15 protein-coding genes are annotated in these 16,199 nt (G+C 66.5%); 10 read left to right on the plus strand and 5 right to left on the minus strand.

What is annotated here, in order from left to right:
* Positions 1 to 30: 30 nt before the first annotated feature.
* Positions 31 to 1,572 carry a glycosyl hydrolase family 18 protein gene (locus ACTVCO_RS02795; RefSeq protein WP_443726856.1) on the minus strand — a complete coding sequence of 514 codons (1,542 nt, stop codon included), beginning with the start codon at positions 1,570 to 1,572 and terminating at the stop codon, positions 31 to 33.
* Between the two features lie 387 nt (positions 1,573 to 1,959).
* Here ACTVCO_RS02795 and rplJ point away from each other — a divergent pair, with 387 nt between their 5' ends.
* On the plus strand, positions 1,960 to 2,484 hold the full coding sequence (gene rplJ, locus ACTVCO_RS02800; protein WP_443726857.1) for a 50S ribosomal protein L10: 525 nt from the start codon (positions 1,960 to 1,962) through the stop codon (positions 2,482 to 2,484).
* A gap of 78 nt (positions 2,485 to 2,562) precedes the next feature.
* On the plus strand, positions 2,563 to 2,952 hold the full coding sequence (rplL, locus tag ACTVCO_RS02805) for a 50S ribosomal protein L7/L12 (protein ID WP_443726858.1): 390 nt from the start codon (positions 2,563 to 2,565) through the stop codon (positions 2,950 to 2,952).
* 235 nt (positions 2,953 to 3,187) lie between these two features.
* On the opposite strand, the gene ACTVCO_RS02810 is transcribed toward rplL, so the two are convergent.
* From ACTVCO_RS02810 to ACTVCO_RS02825, 4 genes are read right to left on the minus strand one after another with little or no spacing between them, the layout of a single operon-like run.
* Complete coding sequence (locus ACTVCO_RS02810) at positions 3,188 to 4,057, minus strand: type II secretion system F family protein (protein ID WP_443726859.1); 870 nt, start codon at positions 4,055 to 4,057, stop codon at positions 3,188 to 3,190.
* A gap of 6 nt (positions 4,058 to 4,063) precedes the next feature.
* Positions 4,064 to 4,912 carry a type II secretion system F family protein gene (locus ACTVCO_RS02815; protein ID WP_443726860.1) on the minus strand — a complete coding sequence of 283 codons (849 nt, stop codon included), beginning with the start codon at positions 4,910 to 4,912 and terminating at the stop codon, positions 4,064 to 4,066.
* A gap of 12 nt (positions 4,913 to 4,924) precedes the next feature.
* Complete coding sequence (locus ACTVCO_RS02820; protein ID WP_443726861.1) at positions 4,925 to 6,163, minus strand: CpaF family protein; 1,239 nt, start codon at positions 6,161 to 6,163, stop codon at positions 4,925 to 4,927.
* The gene (locus ACTVCO_RS02825) at positions 6,160 to 7,248 is read right to left on the minus strand and encodes a hypothetical protein (protein ID WP_443726862.1); all 1,089 of its coding nucleotides are present in this window, start codon (positions 7,246 to 7,248) and stop codon (positions 6,160 to 6,162) included. The genes ACTVCO_RS02820 and ACTVCO_RS02825 overlap by 4 nt, the downstream gene beginning before the upstream one ends.
* A 265-nt stretch (positions 7,249 to 7,513) precedes the next feature.
* Between ACTVCO_RS02825 and ACTVCO_RS02830 the strand changes: the two genes are divergently transcribed.
* The 8 genes from ACTVCO_RS02830 to ACTVCO_RS02865 all read left to right on the plus strand — a co-directional run bounded on the left by ACTVCO_RS02830 (position 7,514) and on the right by ACTVCO_RS02865 (position 16,133).
* Entirely contained in the window at positions 7,514 to 8,299 is a 786-nt protein-coding gene (locus ACTVCO_RS02830) for a hypothetical protein (protein WP_443726863.1), read from the plus strand.
* Between the two features lie 78 nt (positions 8,300 to 8,377).
* Entirely contained in the window at positions 8,378 to 8,596 is a 219-nt protein-coding gene (locus ACTVCO_RS02835; protein WP_443726864.1) for a Flp1 family type IVb pilin, read from the plus strand.
* On the plus strand, positions 8,596 to 9,348 hold the full coding sequence (locus ACTVCO_RS02840; RefSeq protein WP_443726865.1) for a TadE/TadG family type IV pilus assembly protein: 753 nt from the start codon (positions 8,596 to 8,598) through the stop codon (positions 9,346 to 9,348). Before ACTVCO_RS02835 ends, ACTVCO_RS02840 begins: the two co-directional genes overlap by 1 nt.
* 23 nt (positions 9,349 to 9,371) lie before the next feature.
* A complete protein-coding gene (locus ACTVCO_RS02845; protein ID WP_443726866.1) occupies positions 9,372 to 11,798 on the plus strand; it encodes a DUF5702 domain-containing protein in 2,427 nt (808 codons plus the stop codon).
* Positions 11,798 to 12,364, plus strand: a complete 567-nt coding sequence (locus ACTVCO_RS02850) for a TadE/TadG family type IV pilus assembly protein (RefSeq protein ID WP_443726867.1) — start codon at positions 11,798 to 11,800, stop codon at positions 12,362 to 12,364. Before ACTVCO_RS02845 ends, ACTVCO_RS02850 begins: the two co-directional genes overlap by 1 nt.
* A gap of 14 nt (positions 12,365 to 12,378) precedes the next feature.
* Positions 12,379 to 13,047, plus strand: coding sequence for a prepilin peptidase (locus tag ACTVCO_RS02855; protein ID WP_443726868.1), 669 nt, complete (start codon positions 12,379 to 12,381; stop codon positions 13,045 to 13,047).
* A complete protein-coding gene (locus ACTVCO_RS02860) occupies positions 13,048 to 14,598 on the plus strand; it encodes a WG repeat-containing protein (RefSeq protein WP_443726869.1) in 1,551 nt (516 codons plus the stop codon).
* Positions 14,595 to 16,133 carry an FHA domain-containing protein gene (locus tag ACTVCO_RS02865; RefSeq protein WP_443726870.1) on the plus strand — a complete coding sequence of 513 codons (1,539 nt, stop codon included), beginning with the start codon at positions 14,595 to 14,597 and terminating at the stop codon, positions 16,131 to 16,133. The genes ACTVCO_RS02860 and ACTVCO_RS02865 overlap by 4 nt, the downstream gene beginning before the upstream one ends.
* The last annotated feature ends 66 nt before the right edge of the window (positions 16,134 to 16,199 follow it).

Here is a 16,199-nt window from a genome sequence, read left to right on the forward strand (position 1 = left end):
GCGCAGGACCCTCCCCGCATCCCCGTCCCGTCAGGAGCAGCTGGCTCCTGCAGTCCACGGGCCCCACTGGCTCGCACCTGGCGTGTCGCCCTGGGTCCACCACCGTGCTGTCCACACGGTCTCGCCGACGAGCACGGTTGCTCCGCTGACGTAGACGGTCGAGGCGTTCCATGGTGCGGGGCACTCGCCGGCTGGAGGCAGCGTGGGTGTCGGCGTCGTGGTGGGCTCGGTCGAGAAGTCGCACGGGCCGACGGTGCGCCACGGGCTGTCGGCTGTGCCTGGCTGCTGACCCTGCGTCCACCAGCGGGCTTCGTAGACCGTGCCGTGGAGGGCGGCGCGTGCGCCGCCGGTGTAGACGGTCGTCGCGTCCCATGCGGCGACGGTGCCGCACGAGGTCGGGGGTTCGGTCGTCGGAGGCTCAGCGGTGGGAGGCTCGGCCGTCGGAGGTTCCGTGGTCGGAGGTTCCGTCGTAGGCGGATCCGTCGCTGGCGGTGTCGTGGTCGGAGGGTCGGTCGACGGCGGCGCGGTCGGGGTGCCGTCGGTGTGGAGTCGGTTGCCGAGGGTCGTCGCGAGCGCGTAGCCGTTCGTCGCATCCCAGTTGACCGACCACGTCATGACGCCGCCGATCGGTCCGTACGGGCGCTCGGGGACGAAGCTGCCGCAGCTCGTGCCCTTCTCGAGGCAGTCGACGGCGGCGACGACGTTGGCGAGGGGCTGGTAGCCGCCGCCTGCCGCGCGGGGCACGGCAGGAACGCCGATCCCGACCTGGTCGGGCCGGAGGCCCATCTCGAGCAGGATGCATGACAGCGAGGTGAGGAAGTCGACGGACCCCTGCGCGTAGACCGTCTGGTTGCAGCCCATCATCGATCCCGAGTTGTAGTACTGGACGTTGACGATCGTGAGGATGTCGGCGATGTTCTTGGTGAGCCTGTAGTAGCCCATCGTTGTCGCTTGGTAGTCGATCGTCTGCGGGGCCATGCCGATGATGAGGCTCGGGCCGGCGAGTGCGCGGAGCTCGCGCATGGCCCGGGTGAGGTTGTCGGCATCGATGCCGTGCTCGAGGTCGATGTCGACGCCGTCGAAGCCGTACTCCTGCATGAGTGCGTAGGCCGAGGAGGCGAGGGCGCTCGCGGCGGCAGGAGAGTTGACGGTGACGTTTCCCTTCTCCCCTCCGATCGAGAGGATGACCTTGCGGCCCTCGGCGTGCAGGCGCGCGATGTCGGAGGTGAACTCGGCCGTCGTATAGCCGTTGAGCTCTGCGGAAGCGAGGGTGAACGTGATGGCGCCGGTGCGGGTGGGGTCGGCGTCAGCGAACGCGACGGCGACAAGGTTGTAGGCGGCCGGGATCTCCGTGAGCCGCATCGTCGTCGAGCCGTTGTCAAAGTTGTGCCAGTAGCCCGTGAGCCATTGATGGGGTGCCGTCGCGTCAGCGTCAGCGGCTGCGGGCTGCGGTGCGGGCGTGCTGGCTGCCGTGGCCGAGCCGGCACCGACAGCACCGGCGGTGATGCCGGCGAGTGCGAAGGCGAGCGTCGCTCCGAGGGCGGCGAGCCGACGTTGTGTCGAGGTACGCATGGGGGTCCACTTCGTCGTGGCGGAGGGGGGACTCTCGCGACGCTAGGTGGCGCAGGCTCGGGTCACCAGCGGTGCAGGTGAGGGAGAACCCGTCACTTGTCGACGTCCGGTGAGGGAACTCCCTACGGGTGAACGCTGCGAGTCCCGTGTGACGTGCGTCTGCCGACTTGCCTTGGCTGCCCTCGCGCCTGTAAGTTTCTCTCGTTACCCAAGACCGCAGGTCGTTCATCATGCCCTGGCATGACGAACCGAAGCTCCGCAGAAGCGGGGGCCGGCGCAGGAACGAGTTCTTGACGGTTGTCCGTCGGTGAGCCTCGCGTCTGCGCGGGGCTCTTTCTCTTTTTCGGGGTGGGCCCGACGGCGGTCACCACCATCGGAAGGATTGCCATGGCGAGGCCGGACAAGGCAGCCGCAGTTGCAGAGCTCACGGACCTGTTCCGCGAGTCCAGCGCTGCCGTGCTGACCGAGTACCGCGGGCTCACCGTCGCGCAGCTCAAGACGCTGCGTCGGTCGCTCGGCGGCAACGCAAGCTACGCCGTGGTGAAGAACACGCTGACCTCTATCGCGGCCAAGGAGGCCGGTGTCGACTTCGACACCGACGCTCTCGCTGGTCCGTCCGCGATCGCCTTCGTGACCGGTGACCCGGTCGAGGCGGCCAAGGGTCTGCGTGACTTCGCCAAGGCGAACCCTCAGCTCGTCATCAAGGGTGGTGTCCTTGACGGGCGCGCCCTGACGGCTGAGGACATCACGAAGCTCGCGGACCTTGAGTCCCGCGAGGTTCTCCTGGCCAAGGCAGCAGGCGCCATGAAGGCGAAGCTGTACCAGGCTGCATACCTGTTCACGGCTCCTGCATCGCAGGCCGTGCGCACCGTCGACGCCCTGCGCGAGAAGCAGGCCTCGGCCGCTGCCTGATCTCCTCCGGGAGATTCAAGCGCGGCACACCATCCCCACCCCCTGCTTCACGCAGAACTACCGAAAGGAACGCCGATCATGGCGAAGCTCTCCACCGAGGAGCTCATTGAGGCTTTCAAGGAGCTCACGCTCATCGAGCTCTCCGAGTTCGTGAAGGCATTCGAGGACGTCTTCGACGTCACCGCTGCCGCTCCGGCCGCCGTTGCCGTTGCTGCTCCTGCTGCTGGCGGCGCCGCTGAGGCCGTTGAGGAGAAGGACGAGTTCGAGGTCGTCCTCGAGTCTGCCGGCGAGAAGAAGATCCAGGTCATCAAGGAGATCCGCGCGCTCACGTCGCTCGGTCTCAAGGAGGCCAAGGACCTCGTTGACGGCGCGCCGAAGTCCGTCTTCGAGTCGCCCGTCAACAAGGAGCAGGCCGAGAAGGCCAAGGCTGCCCTTGAGGGCGCCGGCGCCACGGTCACCCTCAAGTGATCCGTGCCCTTCGGGGCACACGCTGAACGCGGCTGAAGCCCGCACCACCGTCTGGTGGTGCGGGCTTCGTCGTCGGGCGTTGAGCGGTAGCCCGGGCCTTGAGGGGTAACCCGCGACCCCGAGCCGCGCCCGCACCTCGGAGCGGTGCCCACACCTCGAGCCGCACCCGGTGCGGCGTTCGGGTGAGGGCCGTTCGCCGCCGTGCGGTTCGTGGGCGGGTGTCAGTGCGGTGGGGTCAGATGCCCATCGAGAGGAACATGGGGACGACGAGCATGATGAGGATGCCGGCGAACATGAGGATCATCGGGAAGAGCAGCTTGCTGCCAGCCTTGTTTCCCTCACGCTGAACGGCCTGCTTCTTGAGGTGCCAGCTCTCCGTGCTCTGTGCCGTGAGCAGCGCCGGGAGGTCGGCGCCGCCGCGCTGGACCGACTGCACGAGGGTCGAGGTGAATCGCTTGATCTCGGGCAGCATGCTGCGGGCGCCGAAGGTCTGGATCGCCTCGGTGTCGGGTGTGCCGTTCTGCATGTCGCGGACCGCGAGCTGCATCTCCTCGTAGAGCACTGTGTCGCCTCCGAGGCTCGTCTGGGTCCATGCCTCGCGCAGGATCATGCCGGCGTTCGTGAGCAGGGCGAGCGACGAGACCATCTCGCAAAAGTCGCGGTACATCGCCTCGCCGCGTCGCCGGACGCGGTTCCTCACCTGGTCGCCGTAGTAGTAGACGGCGAGGGCGGTGAGGACGAGCATGACGACGAAGAAGCCGAAGGACCCGGTGATGCCGTACAGGCCGAACGACAGCACGAGGAGCGTGAGACCGAACGTCACCTGCTGCGACCGGACCGCCCGCATGTAGAACTCTGCGTACTGCCGCGTGAAGAGGACGTCCATGAGCTGGCGCAGCTGGAGGTCGCTGCGGGAGCGGAAGGAGTATCCGGTGCGCTCGAGCAGCTCGTATCCGATCGGGTAGAGGTCCTTGAGGGGGAACTCCTTCTCCGTGATGCCTTCAAAGAGGGGTGCGTGCTTGCGCCCGGCGATGAAGAGATAGATCCAGCCGGCGAGAACGATCGTGCCGACGGACATGAGGATGACCTGGGCCGGGGTGAACATGTGTCCTCACATCTCAATCGTCATGATCTTGCGGGAGAGCGCGTAGGCGCTGACAAAGAGTCCGACTGCCACGATCGTGCACACGACACCCGCGGGAGTCGCGAGCGCCTCCGAGAACGAGCCCCCGCTCGACTTGAGGATCGCGACCATGACGATCGGCAGAGCGACCATGATGAGGGACTCGTTCTTGCTCGCGACGAATCCCGTCTCGATTTCTTCGGCCATTGCCATCTTCTCCGAGAGGACGAGGTGGGTGTTGCGGATGGCTTCCTTCATGTCGGCGCCCTTGAGGTACGCGGTCTGGAAGACGTTGGCGAACGACTGGATGTCGGCACTCGACGAGCGTTCAGCCAGGTCCGCGACCATGTCTTCGATGCGCATGTTGTTGTGAAAGCCGGCGACGATCGTGTTGAGCTCCTCGACGATCGGGGCGTCGGGGGAGTACTGCTGCGCGAGGTCGTTGCGGGAGTCGTCGAATGCGCGGACGATCGTCGATCCGGCGGAGAGCGACGTCGACAGGCTTTCGAGCATGTCGCGGAACTGGCGCTCGAGCGCCTTGAGCTTCGTCGCGCGAATCTGCCCGGCGCGCACCTTGAGGAAGTAGCGAGCCGCGAAGATCCCCGTGCCCAGGACGACGATGGTGTCGACGACATTCGTCACTGTCGTGCGGGCTCCGTCGGTTGTGCGCCCGAGCCCTCCGAAGAAGAGATACCCGACCGCTCCGCCGACCGCGAGCGCGACGAGTCCATAGAGGATCTTCTCACCGAACGTGAGGTAGTAGACGCGGTAGTTGTAGACCTTCGTGTTGATCGGTGAGGTGAGCCACTGGGACTCGTCTTTCCGGGTGCTTGCCATCGGCTCCGCCTCTCAGAACTCGTCCTGGAACCCCGCCAGGCGCAGCTTGTCTGTGTTGACCATCGGATTGTCGGTGCGTGCGAGAGTCCCTGAGACATGGGAGAACGTCGAGGACTCGTCCTCACGGAACTCGTAGAGGGTGTTGAGCTGGATCTGTCCGTCGCGGTAGCCCGTCACCTCGGCGATCTCCATCGTGCGGCGGGAGTGGTCGCGAAGGCGCGAGAGGTGGACGACGATGTCGATCGCCGACGCGATCTGCTGGCGGATGGCCTCGAGCGGCAGGGTTGCGGACGCCTGCAGAACCATCGTCTCGAGACGGCTGAGCATGTCGCGCGTCGAGTTGGCGTGGCCGGTCGAGAGCGAGCCGTCGTGGCCCGTGTTCATCGCCTGGAGCATGTCGAGCGCTTCGGCCCCGCGAACCTCACCGACGACGATGCGTTCGGGGCGCATACGGAGGGAGGATCGGATGAGCTGTCGCATCGAGATCTCGCCGACGCCCGCGACGTTCGCGTTACGGGTCTCGAGCCGCACGAGGTTCTCGACATTGTCGATCTGCAGCTCGGCGGAGTCCTCGATCGTGATGATGCGCTCGTCGCTGCCGATGAAGTTGCTCAGCGCGTTGAGGAACGTCGTCTTGCCTGAGCCTGTGCCTCCGCTGATGAAGACGTTGTAGCGGCTGCGCACGAGGGTCGCGAGGAAGTCCGACGCGTCCTGGGTGAGGGACCCGTAGCCGATGAGCCGGCGGATCGTCATCGGGTCGCGAGAGAACTTACGGATCGTCACCGTGGGTCCGTCGAGTGCCACGGGTGGGAGCACGACGTTGACGCGTGAGCCGTCGCTGAGACGTGTGTCGACGATGGGGTTGGCCTGGTTGACCTCGCGCCCCGCGGTTCCCACGATGCGCTGGATGATGTCCTCGAGCCGCCGCGCGCTCTCGAAGCTGCCCGGGACCTGCTGGACCTGTCCGTTGCGCTCGACGAAGATCGCGTCCGGTCCGTTGACCATGACCTCGGTCACGGATTCGTCGGAGAGCAGGGAGTCGAGGAGCCCAAGGCCACGGATCGAGCCGTAGACCTGCTGGACGATCGTCACGCGTTCCGAGACGGAGACGTACTCGCCTGCGATGTGCTGCTCGAGGGCGTCGCGGATGTGGAGCTCGAGGGCATCGTCGTCGAGCCGCGTGAGCTCGGCGTTCGAGATGATGTAGGTCCGCAGGGCTTCGGTGACCTCAGCGGTGCGTTCGGGGGTCACTGGACTGACGCCTTGACGAGGCGCTCGAGGTGGCCCGACGCGTAGATGGCGTTGACGATCTGTTCGTCTCCCGCGCCTTCGAAACGGTTGATGCCACCGAGCTCGGTGACGGGGAGGTCGTCGATCCGGGCGGAGCCGGTTGCTCCGTAGCGGTTGTAGAGCAGCCCGGTGTGGGGGAGCACTGTGAGCTCGTGCTGGGCTGAGGCGACCTCGAGAGCGGCGAGCGCGCGGGTGATCTTGTCGTTGGACGACTGCCGCCCGTCGCTCACGAGCACGACGCGGCTCGCGGCGTCGAAGAGGCGCAAGGTGCGTGCGTCGAGGCCGAAGGGAACGTCGAGCACGACGGCGTCGAAGGGGCTTGAGACGAGGTGGTCCGTGAGAAGCGACACATCGTCGTCCGCGAGCTCGAGGACATCCGTCGCGATGGGCGACGACGCAAAGAAGCACGTGCCGAACGCGTCCTGGTACGCGTGCTGCTCCAGCTGCAGCCCGAGGTTGCCGCGCCTGCGCTTGACCGCGTAGACGATGTCGCTGAACGTGCCGTGGCTGGCCTCGGTGAGCCCGAAGCGGGCGGAGACGTCCTCGCACGGGTCGAGCGAGATGTAGAGCGTGCGCTGGGGGGTTGCCTGCATCGACAGGGAGCGCGCGAGCGCGATGGCAGCGGAGGTCGTGCCGACGCCGCCCGCGGGGGACGTGACGACGACGAGCTGGCTCGTCGCTCCCGTGCGGCCGCTGCGGATCTGCATCGTCGAGGATGCCGCGTCATACAGCTCGACGATTGCACGGTAGAACGCGTCGATCGGAGTGAACTTGGGGACGGCGCGGATCCCACGCACCGACTCGACGTTGGGGGCGTCGACGAGGTGTGCGAGCTCGACTCGCCCCGGAAGTGCGCTGGGGTCGACCTGGAAGGACTCGTGGACGACCAGGACGTGCGTCCGGGTCTCGGCGAGGGACTCGAGGGCCTTCTCGAGCGATGTGAAGGCAAGGAGCTCGACGCGACCGGCATATGCGGCGGCGACACCCTCTTGGAGGCGCGTGAGGTAGGTCGTGTCGGTGTCGACCACGGCGAGCTGGATCCGCATGATTCCTCTGGAGATCTGGGAGATGTGACGCGTGAATGCTAGGTAGCGCAGGCTCTGCTGTCGACCGCAGGAGGTCGGCAGGCCGCGAGAGACCGAGTTTCAGCCGCTATCTGTTGCGGCAGTCGGAGCCGCTGGTTAGTGTCACCATCGTCGTTCCCGATACTGGAGTGTGGGATTAGTGAAGCGTTGGAAGTTGGCCGTAGCCGCGGTCTCGATTGCTGGGTTGCTTGCTGCCTGCTCGGGTGGCGGGGAGACTCCTGCGCCTGTGACCGGCGGGAACAGCACAACATCCTCGCCCGGGAAGCAGCCGTCCGAGCCCTCGGGCGGGGACGCTGCGTGGTGCGTCGGTGGTGATGCGGACGCGAGCGAGGTCGAGGTGACCTTCGGCGCTCCTGCCGCGGCCAAGGACGAGTGGGCATCAGACCTCGGCCTGACGTGGCGCCACTACATTCCGGTCACGCTGACCAACAAGACGGAGAAGCCGTGCCGCTACACGGTCGACGTCACCCTCGCGGTCGACGGGACCGCGGGCGCCGCGACCGAGGTCGTCAGCGCACAGCTGGATGCCGGTCAGACGTTCGTCGCCCAGGCATTCGACCTGGACAAGGTCGTGAAGTTCAGTGCCGACGCGCAGGACGCGACGACGACCTCGACCGTCGAGCCCTCGGTGGCCTCGGTCGAGCGGGCCCCCGTCATCGACTATTACGACGTGAGTGTCGCGGTGGGCGACCGCTCGGGCTCCGGCGCGTCGACCCTCATCAGCGCCGACCTCGACTTCAAGGCAGTTCGCGACGGGGTCCCGGAGCGGCTCCCGTCCGCGAAGATCGACTACGTCTACCTTCAGGGGCTCGACGCAGACGGCAAGATCGTCACCATCACGGGCAACTCCATCGACGAGCCCAAGGTTCCGGGCACGCAGACGGTGCAGTTCGCCATCGGCGGCGGTGACTCCAACGGGTACAACCGCAATCTCATGCCGCTGAGTGCCTATGACTCGGTCGTCGACTGGCAGATCCGAGTTCAGCCTGCTTACACGGATCTCGACCGCTAGGTCCCCTTCGCCCTCCGGGGTAGTTCTCAGGAGCGGCGCCTGTAGGGGGCGGCGCACTACACAGGAAGAAGCAACATCATGACCACCACTCTTATCAGGACCGAGCTTGCCGTCCGCTCCGCGGCGGCCCGTCTTGTCGCCGCACTTCGTGACGAGAAGGGCGAGGTCAACATCGTGGCCACCGTTCTGCTGATCGTCCTCGCAGTCGCCCTCATCGTCATCTTCCAGGGACAGATCAAGGGTTGGCTCGAGGCCATGTTCGGCAAGATCAACAGCGGCATCAGCTCCGTCGGCTGATGCGCCGCTCACCGCGCCGAGTGTCTCCGGCTGAGAACCAGGGGCGCCTCCGTGCGCGTCAGGTTCTCCGGGGCGCTCGGCGCGGTGCGTCTGCCGCACGCGACGAGAACGGCCTCGTCATCGTCGAGGCCGCGTTCATCTACCCGGTCGTGTTCGCAGTCCTCGCTCTCTTGCTGTACGCGGGAGATCTGTTCTACCAGCGCTCCTGGATCGAGGCGGCGGTGCTGCGGTACTCGATCGAAGGCGCTGCCGAGGTCGGGAACTCAGCGATCGAGAACATCAGCGTCGACAACGCGGCCGGCACGGGCACTCTCAATCTTGGCTCGCTCAAGAACGAGCCCTATCGCTTCATCGCCAACGGCGGAACGGACTCGAACGCGGGCGCCAAGGCCGCCGAGAACGAGGCGTCGTTGACCGAAGAGGTAGCCGGGGGGCGCGCCAGCTTCTTCGGCCTCGCACCGGATCTTCGCTCGATCAACGTCGACTACACGTCGAGCCTCGTCTACGGGGACTACACGGTGACTGCGGACTACGGCTTCCAGCTGCCGGTCGCCTCCTTCATCTATCCCGAGGGAAAGATCGGCGTCGACTTCTCGGCTCAGTCCATCAGCACCGTCACCTCGATGGGTGAGTTCGTCAGGAACGTCGACTTCGTCGACGATGTCTACTCCGAGTTCGAGGAAGAGCGGTCCGCGATCAAGGATCTTGCGACTGCGGTCAATGACTTCATCAGCTTCGTCACCGGGGGCTGACCACCGAAGGGAGAGGCGCCGTCATGCGCTTCCGTAAGCAGGACGGCGAGCACGGGTCGGTTACCGTCATCCTCACCCTGATGCTCGTGCCCATGTTCGTCATTGCTGGCGTGTTCGTGGACGGTGGCCGTGGCCACCTCTCACGGACGGTGGTGCGGTCAGCAGAGCAGCTGGCCCTCAACAACACCCTCGCTCAGCACCACGCGGATCTCAACAAGATGTTCGGGCTCCTTGCGGTCATCGAGAACGAGGGCCTGTCGGCGAGTGCCGACGCGATCCTCAAGGCCTCTCTCGACGGCGGGGGCGCAGGCGGGGACATTCTCCAGGTGGGCATCTCGGGTGCGACGACGGTGACGCCCGTCGCGAATGCGAGCCTCGCTCAGCCGAAGGTGCTCGCCAATCAGATGGTCGAGTTCATGAAGTACCGAGCGCCGATCAACTTCATGGGCGAGCTCATGGACTCGCTCGAGTGGCTCAAGACGATCAAGACGAACATGGAGATGGTGCGAGCGCGCATCAAGTACCTCTCCAAGGTGGCGAAGGTCGTCGAAGAAGCGACCGACCTCATGAAGAAGGTCGACGCGACGCTCAAGCAGATCGACGTCCTCCTCGTCGACATCGACGCCATGGTGAGCCTCCTCAACGGGGATCCCGACATCGTCGACATCTATCGCGACGCCTTCGAGCTCTTGCTCAAGGAGCAGGCGGGTGAGGAGATCTCGAACGCGGACAAGGAGCGGGTCTCCGCGGGCCTCAAACGGGTCGTCGACACGTATTCGAACCTCAAGTCCGGACTGACGACGTTCACGATGCTTGCCCGAGACATCGATCCGAGCGACCTCGTCGACGCGATCAATGACCTCAAGGGGTCGGCGACGACCGACCTCGAGAGTGCGATCGGCGCACACGAGCAGGAGGTGTCGGCCGGAGCCAGCGACGAGGACGTCCAAGGTGCCCGTTCCGACATCACGGCCACGGAGGAGCTCATCACGGCTCTCGAGGAAGCCATCGCCGGGTTCTCGGATCAGGTGATGGACGACCTGAAGACCAGGGTCGACGGCTTCATCACGAACTTCGAGGAGTCGCTCAAGCTCAAGCTCCCGGACTTCACGCGGATCACGAGCTACGACCGGCTGAAGTCCTTCGGTCAGGACTACCTCGACGACTACCTCGCGGGGGTCGAGGACGCCTCGTCGCCCGAGGCGATCGACGCACTGGTCCAGAGCATCAAGGCGGACTTTGATCAGGCGGTCGCGGACCTTCGCACCGAGATCAGCAACGAGGTCGAGAACTTCGTCCGCGACCAGGTGCGCAAGGCGTTCGACGACGCCAAGGATCTGCTCGGCGGGCTCCTCAAGGAGGAGGTCGGCGAGGGTGGCCTGTCGATGCTCAAGAAGTTCTTCGAGGCCTTGTCAGACAAGTGGGGTGCCTACACCGAGCTCTTCAACGACCTCAAGGACAAGACCGCCTCCGCTGAGCTGTCCGAAGGTGGTGGCGGCGCGTTCACGGACACCGACGCCGGAAGCGATCTGGGCACGGTCTCCGACAAGGACGACCTTGCGTCCTCGAGCGATGACGCGATCGGCGGCATCATCAACGTGCTGACGAAGATCGGCGAGGTGCTCGAGAACGTTCGCGATGCTGCGCTCATCACCGAGTACGTCGTCGGTCAGTTCACGTACTCGACGGTCGTGCACGAGAACCCGGATCAGAAGCGCCTGACGGCTGAGCCCTTCCCCGCCTCGTGCAAGGACAAGGCGTGCGCCGTCGAGGCCGAGTACGTCCTCACAGGAATGAACTCGGCGGTCGGTACCTACGGCTTGATCTTCGTCGTTCGACTCGCGGTGAACCTCATCACGGCGTTCCGTGACCCCGTCGTCACGGCGATTCGCGCAGCCATCTCGGCTATCCCGCTCGTCGGAACGGCGCTCGCGTTCGTCGTGCCCGTCCTCGCCGCCGTCATGCAATCGGTCGATGACCTCACGCGACTCAACAAGGGTGAGAAGGTTCCGCTCTACTCGCCGCGCCTGTCGATGCTCGACCCGTCAAGCGTTCTCGGCCAGCTCGTCGACGACGCCTTGCCGACCGGCGGTGGTGCCCCGGACGGCCCGGGTGGCCCTGGCGGGCCGGGCGGACCCGGCGATGGTGGGACGGGCGGCAAGGAAGGACCCGAGCTCTCCTACAAGAACTACCTGCAGATCTTCCTCATCGTCACGGCGTTTGTCGACGAGGATGGCGTGGTCAAGCGGGCCGGCAACGTCGTTCAGTTCAACATGGGCTACGCGGGCCACGCCGACTTCAGCCTCGACAAGGCTGTCACGGCCTTCACGGTCTCCTCGGAGTACCAGATGACTCCGCTCGTCAGTTCTTTCTTCAGCTACGACGCGGGCGGCAAGCTCTTCGACGGTGATTCCGGTCGCAAGCGGCTGACGACGGTGGGGGGCTTCTGATGCGCATCCTGCCGCGCAAGCGCGCGCGCCATGACGAGGGCTATCTCATCGTGGAAGCTGCTGTTGCTCTCCCGCTGTACGTCGCGTTCATGCTCATCATCCTGTCGATCTCGTCCTGGGCGATCGCTCAGGCGCAGGTGACGGTCGCACTCAACCAGACTGCGATGGAGATCTCGCAGTACCGCTATGTCCGCACGACAACGCTCGGTGCCGACGTCGATGCGGTCAAGCAAGCGCTCGACGACTTCTCCCGCGGCCTGGGTGGCTCGGGTGACGCCTTCGGCACGAACGGCTCCGAGAACCCGCTGTCCCAAGCGTTCAACGGGGACGCGCGCGCCGGCGCGAAGACTCTTCTCAACAAGCACCTGAGCGGGTCAGACGCAAGCCTCGCGGCGATGGGCGTCGTCGGGGGAGCGAATGGCGTCGACCTCACCGCTGACACCTCGGTCGACGACGAACGGGTCGTTCTCGATGCCGAGTACACGCTCCGCGTGCTCTTCTTCTGGGACATCACGGTCGACATGCGTGCACACGCGGAGACCGGGGTCTGGGGCGGTAACGAATGACGGACGCTGTTCTCGTGGCGATCGCAGGCGCGGTCGCCCTCGTCTCGTCGTGCGCCTGGCTCCTCTACCTCGGTGTCCGGGGTGGCACGATCCACGGACGTCGCGATGCCCTCGCCGTGCTTGCCCGACCGCGTGCTGACTGGTGGATCATCCCCGCGAGCGTCGTTGTCGTTGTGGGAACCGCTCTCGCGTGGCAGGCCGCTGGCCTCGAGCCCACCTACCAGGTCCGTCTTGCCCTCATGCTCTCGGCGCTCGCACCGCTTGCGCTCACGGATCAGCGCGAGCACGTCGTCCCGAACGAGGCACTGATCGCGCTGCTCGGGGCACGGGTTGTCATCTACGTGTGGGAAGCCGTGGCGCACCGCGAGATCGTGGGCGACATGATCCGCGCCGAGCTCATCACGGCGGTCGTCGTCGTGATCTTCTTCATCATGGTGCGGATGCTCAACAAGGGCGGGATCGGCATGGGAGACATCAAGCTCTTCGGTGTCATGACCTTGTTCCTGGGCACGCAGCTCGCGCTTGCGTCGATCTTCGCGTCGCTCCTCGTCTCGTTTGTCGTCGCGGTGGTTGCGATGGCTTCCAAGCGCAAGACGCGCAAGGATTCATTCGCGATGGTGCCGTCCATCGCGCTGGGGACGGCTCTTGCCGTTGTTCTCGTCTCGATCAGGGGAGCTCTCTGAGTGAAGTCTTACCGTGTGCTCACTCTCGTCATTCTCTGTGTCGCCTTGGCAGGCGGGTGGTTCTCGCTGGCACGGGGCAACACCGCGCTCGCGGACCAGTATGAGAAGCGTGTCGCTGCGGGCCGTGCCGCGGCCGAGATCGGCGCGACGCGTGAGGTCCAGGAGCAGATGCGGGCCGCGCTCGCACTGCGACCGAGCTTCGACCTCGCGGAGGAGTTCGTCACGTACATGCGCGACAACGCGCCGCAGGACATGTACGTCGACGAGCTCGAGAAGCTCGTGGCGACCTACCCCGAGCGTGCTGAGGGGTATGAGCTGCTCGCTGCCGCGCACGCGAAGGAGGAGAAGTGGTCGGACGCCTATGCGGTGCTCGAGGCGGCGGCGGCGCGTGAGGTCACCTCAGCAACTCTCACCAGCACGCGTGAGGCGATCGCCTATCGCTACACGATCGCGCCGCAGCCCTACCCGGACGCGTCGCCGTTTACACGCTTCGACATCGGGATCGTCCACGACGGCAAGGAGTGGGCGTACGTCGACGCAGAGGGCACGACGCTCGACGGGCGCTACGAGGCTGTGAGCCCGTACTGGGCGGGACAACGTGCCGTCATCAGTGAAGGGCTGCCGCAGTTCGTCGACGACAAGGCCAAGACCTCCTACGTCGCGACCCGTGCGGGCTATTCGAGCTATGGGCTGTACGTCGACGGACTCTTCGACGCCACGCTGCCCGACGGAACGGCGACGTTCCTCACGGACGCCTTCCGACCCGCGTTCGGCGAGACCCGGTATGAAGCCGTGACCGCATTCGTCGGGGGTCTCGCGGGCGCACTGCAGGGCGGGACATGGTCGGTGCTCAACCGCGCGGGAGAGAGCGTCGGTTCGGGCTACGCAGCCCTCGCGATCGATGAGTCGCGCATCCTCGTCGGTCAGGACCGCTACTTCGCCAAGGTCGGCTCGTCCTTCCAGCTCTTCGACACCAAGGGCGCGCGCATCGGCGACGGTCTTTACGAGAACGCGCGCCCGTTCGACACGTCGGGTCCAGCAGCCGTCCAGATCGGCGGTCTCTGGGGCTTCGTCGACGCGAGCGGCGCGGTCGTCATCGAACCGGCCTACGAGGACGCGCGCTCGTTCGCGAACGGGCTCGCGGCTGTGCGCACGGGCGGACTGTGGGGCTATGTGAGTCCGGCGGGTGACCTGGTGATCCCCGCGACGTTCCGCGATGCAACCCGCTTCAGCGCGAAGGGCACTGCGCTCGTCCTCACGGACAACGCAACGACTCCGGCGGCGATGCTCGACCTCGGGTCGCCGGCGACCCCGAGCACTCCAGCTCCCGCGACGACGACCGCACCGGCCCCGGCCCCGACGACGGCCCCGGCCTCGACGACGGCCCCGAACACGCCGACGACGCCCGACCCCGCTGCGTCGACGCCGCTCGCTCCCGTCGCCCCCGGCGACGCGACTGCCACCCCGACCACCCCAGCCGACCAGCCCACGACGCCCTCGCTCGAGGCGACGCCCGGGTGGCGGCTGCTTGAGCTAGTGAGGTTCCAGTGACGACGTTCGAGTACACCGAGGTCGGCGGCGGCGGACGCCTCGAGCTAGAGCTCGCTCCGGGCGCCTCGGTCGACGCCGTGTCGTGGGGCATGCTTGCTCACAACCCCATTCCCGGGATCGCGCGCGTGTCGCGCTCGCAGCTCGACGACCGTGTGACGCTCGCCTTCGGGGTCACGGGGACCGCGCTGGCGCGGACGCTCGACCAGCAGCAGCGCAAGGACGACGTGCTGTGGATCCTCGACGGCATGGTTGAGGCGGTCCTCGCGGTCGAACGCCACATGATCCCGGTCGAGTCGGTGGTCTACGACCCGGAGCACGTCTATGTCGACGCGGCGAGCAAGGTCGTGACGATGGTCTGCGTCCCGGTCGAGGGGGTCAGCCACGGTGACCCGGTGACCTTCTTCAAGAAGGTGATCTTCAACGTCCGTTACGACCAGCGTGACGACACGACGTACGTGAGCGACCTCATCAACGTGCTCGGTGGCTCCGACGCGCGTGACCTGTCGCGGCTCTCACGTCTCCTGCGGGCGACGCGGCTCACGGGGGACGCGGCCGCCCACCGGCAGGCTCCGCCGGCTGAGCCAGCACCGGTGCACGGTGTTCACGTGACGCCGGGCAGCGAGGTTCCCTCCCCGGCGGTCCCCGTGCGCGTCGCCGACCACCCGGGTGCGTTCAGCGTCCCGGGCGGCGCTGCTCCTGCCCCGTCCCCCCGTCCCGCCGTGACGGGGGTGCGGAAGAACGAGGACGACGAGGAGCAGATCACGCTCTTCTACCTTCTGCAGCACTACACGAAGGAGAACAAGGAGCGGTACGACCGTCAGCGCAAGGCCCGCGCCGACGCGAAGGATGCAGCGGACGCGGTCCAGGCGCAGGCGCAGGCTCACGCGCAGGCGCAGGCGCAGCATCAGGCGCACGCGCTGCCCCCCGTACCGGGAGCGCCGGTGCACGAGAACAGCCCGCAGCATGCGCATCCGGGGGCAGGAGCGCTCGGGCAGTACGGTGCGGACGCGACAGGTGCGGGTTACGGATACCCGCAGGCGGGAACGGGTGCGCCCGCGACTCCCGCGGCCGGGTATCCGGCGCCGGGGGTCGACCCGCACGGTGCGGTCCCCGCGCCACCCGGTGCCCAGCAGGGCATGTCCGTTCCGGGGCAGCCCCCGGGTGTTGAGACCGCTCACGCGCCCGACCCGCGTTACGCGGGCCCGCCCGGGCAGCCGCTTCCGCCGTCGCCCTACGTGCTCTTCGGTCTCCGGGACGACGCGACGGGGGTGACGACGTGGCTCGACAAGCCGATCACGGTCGTGGGCCGACGCCGCGCCCGCGTCGACATCGCGATCTCGGACGACCTCGTGAGCAAGCAGCACGCGATCCTCCAGGTCGATGCCGGTGTCTGCTCGGTCATCGACAACGCGTCGACCAACGGCGTCGAGGTCGACGGCGAGAAGATCGTCCCGCTCGAGCCTCGGACCTTGCGTCAAGGTTCGCGGGTCAAGATCGGTGAGGCATCGTTCGTCGTCGTGGAGCACCGCCGCTGAGCACGGTGACCTGTTGCGACACTCCGTCGCGCTGGTTACTGTCACCGAACCCAGGCCGAACGACAG

This window comes from Sanguibacter sp. A247 (assembly GCF_052324925.1).
GTDB lineage: Bacteria > Actinomycetota > Actinomycetes > Actinomycetales > Cellulomonadaceae > Flavimobilis.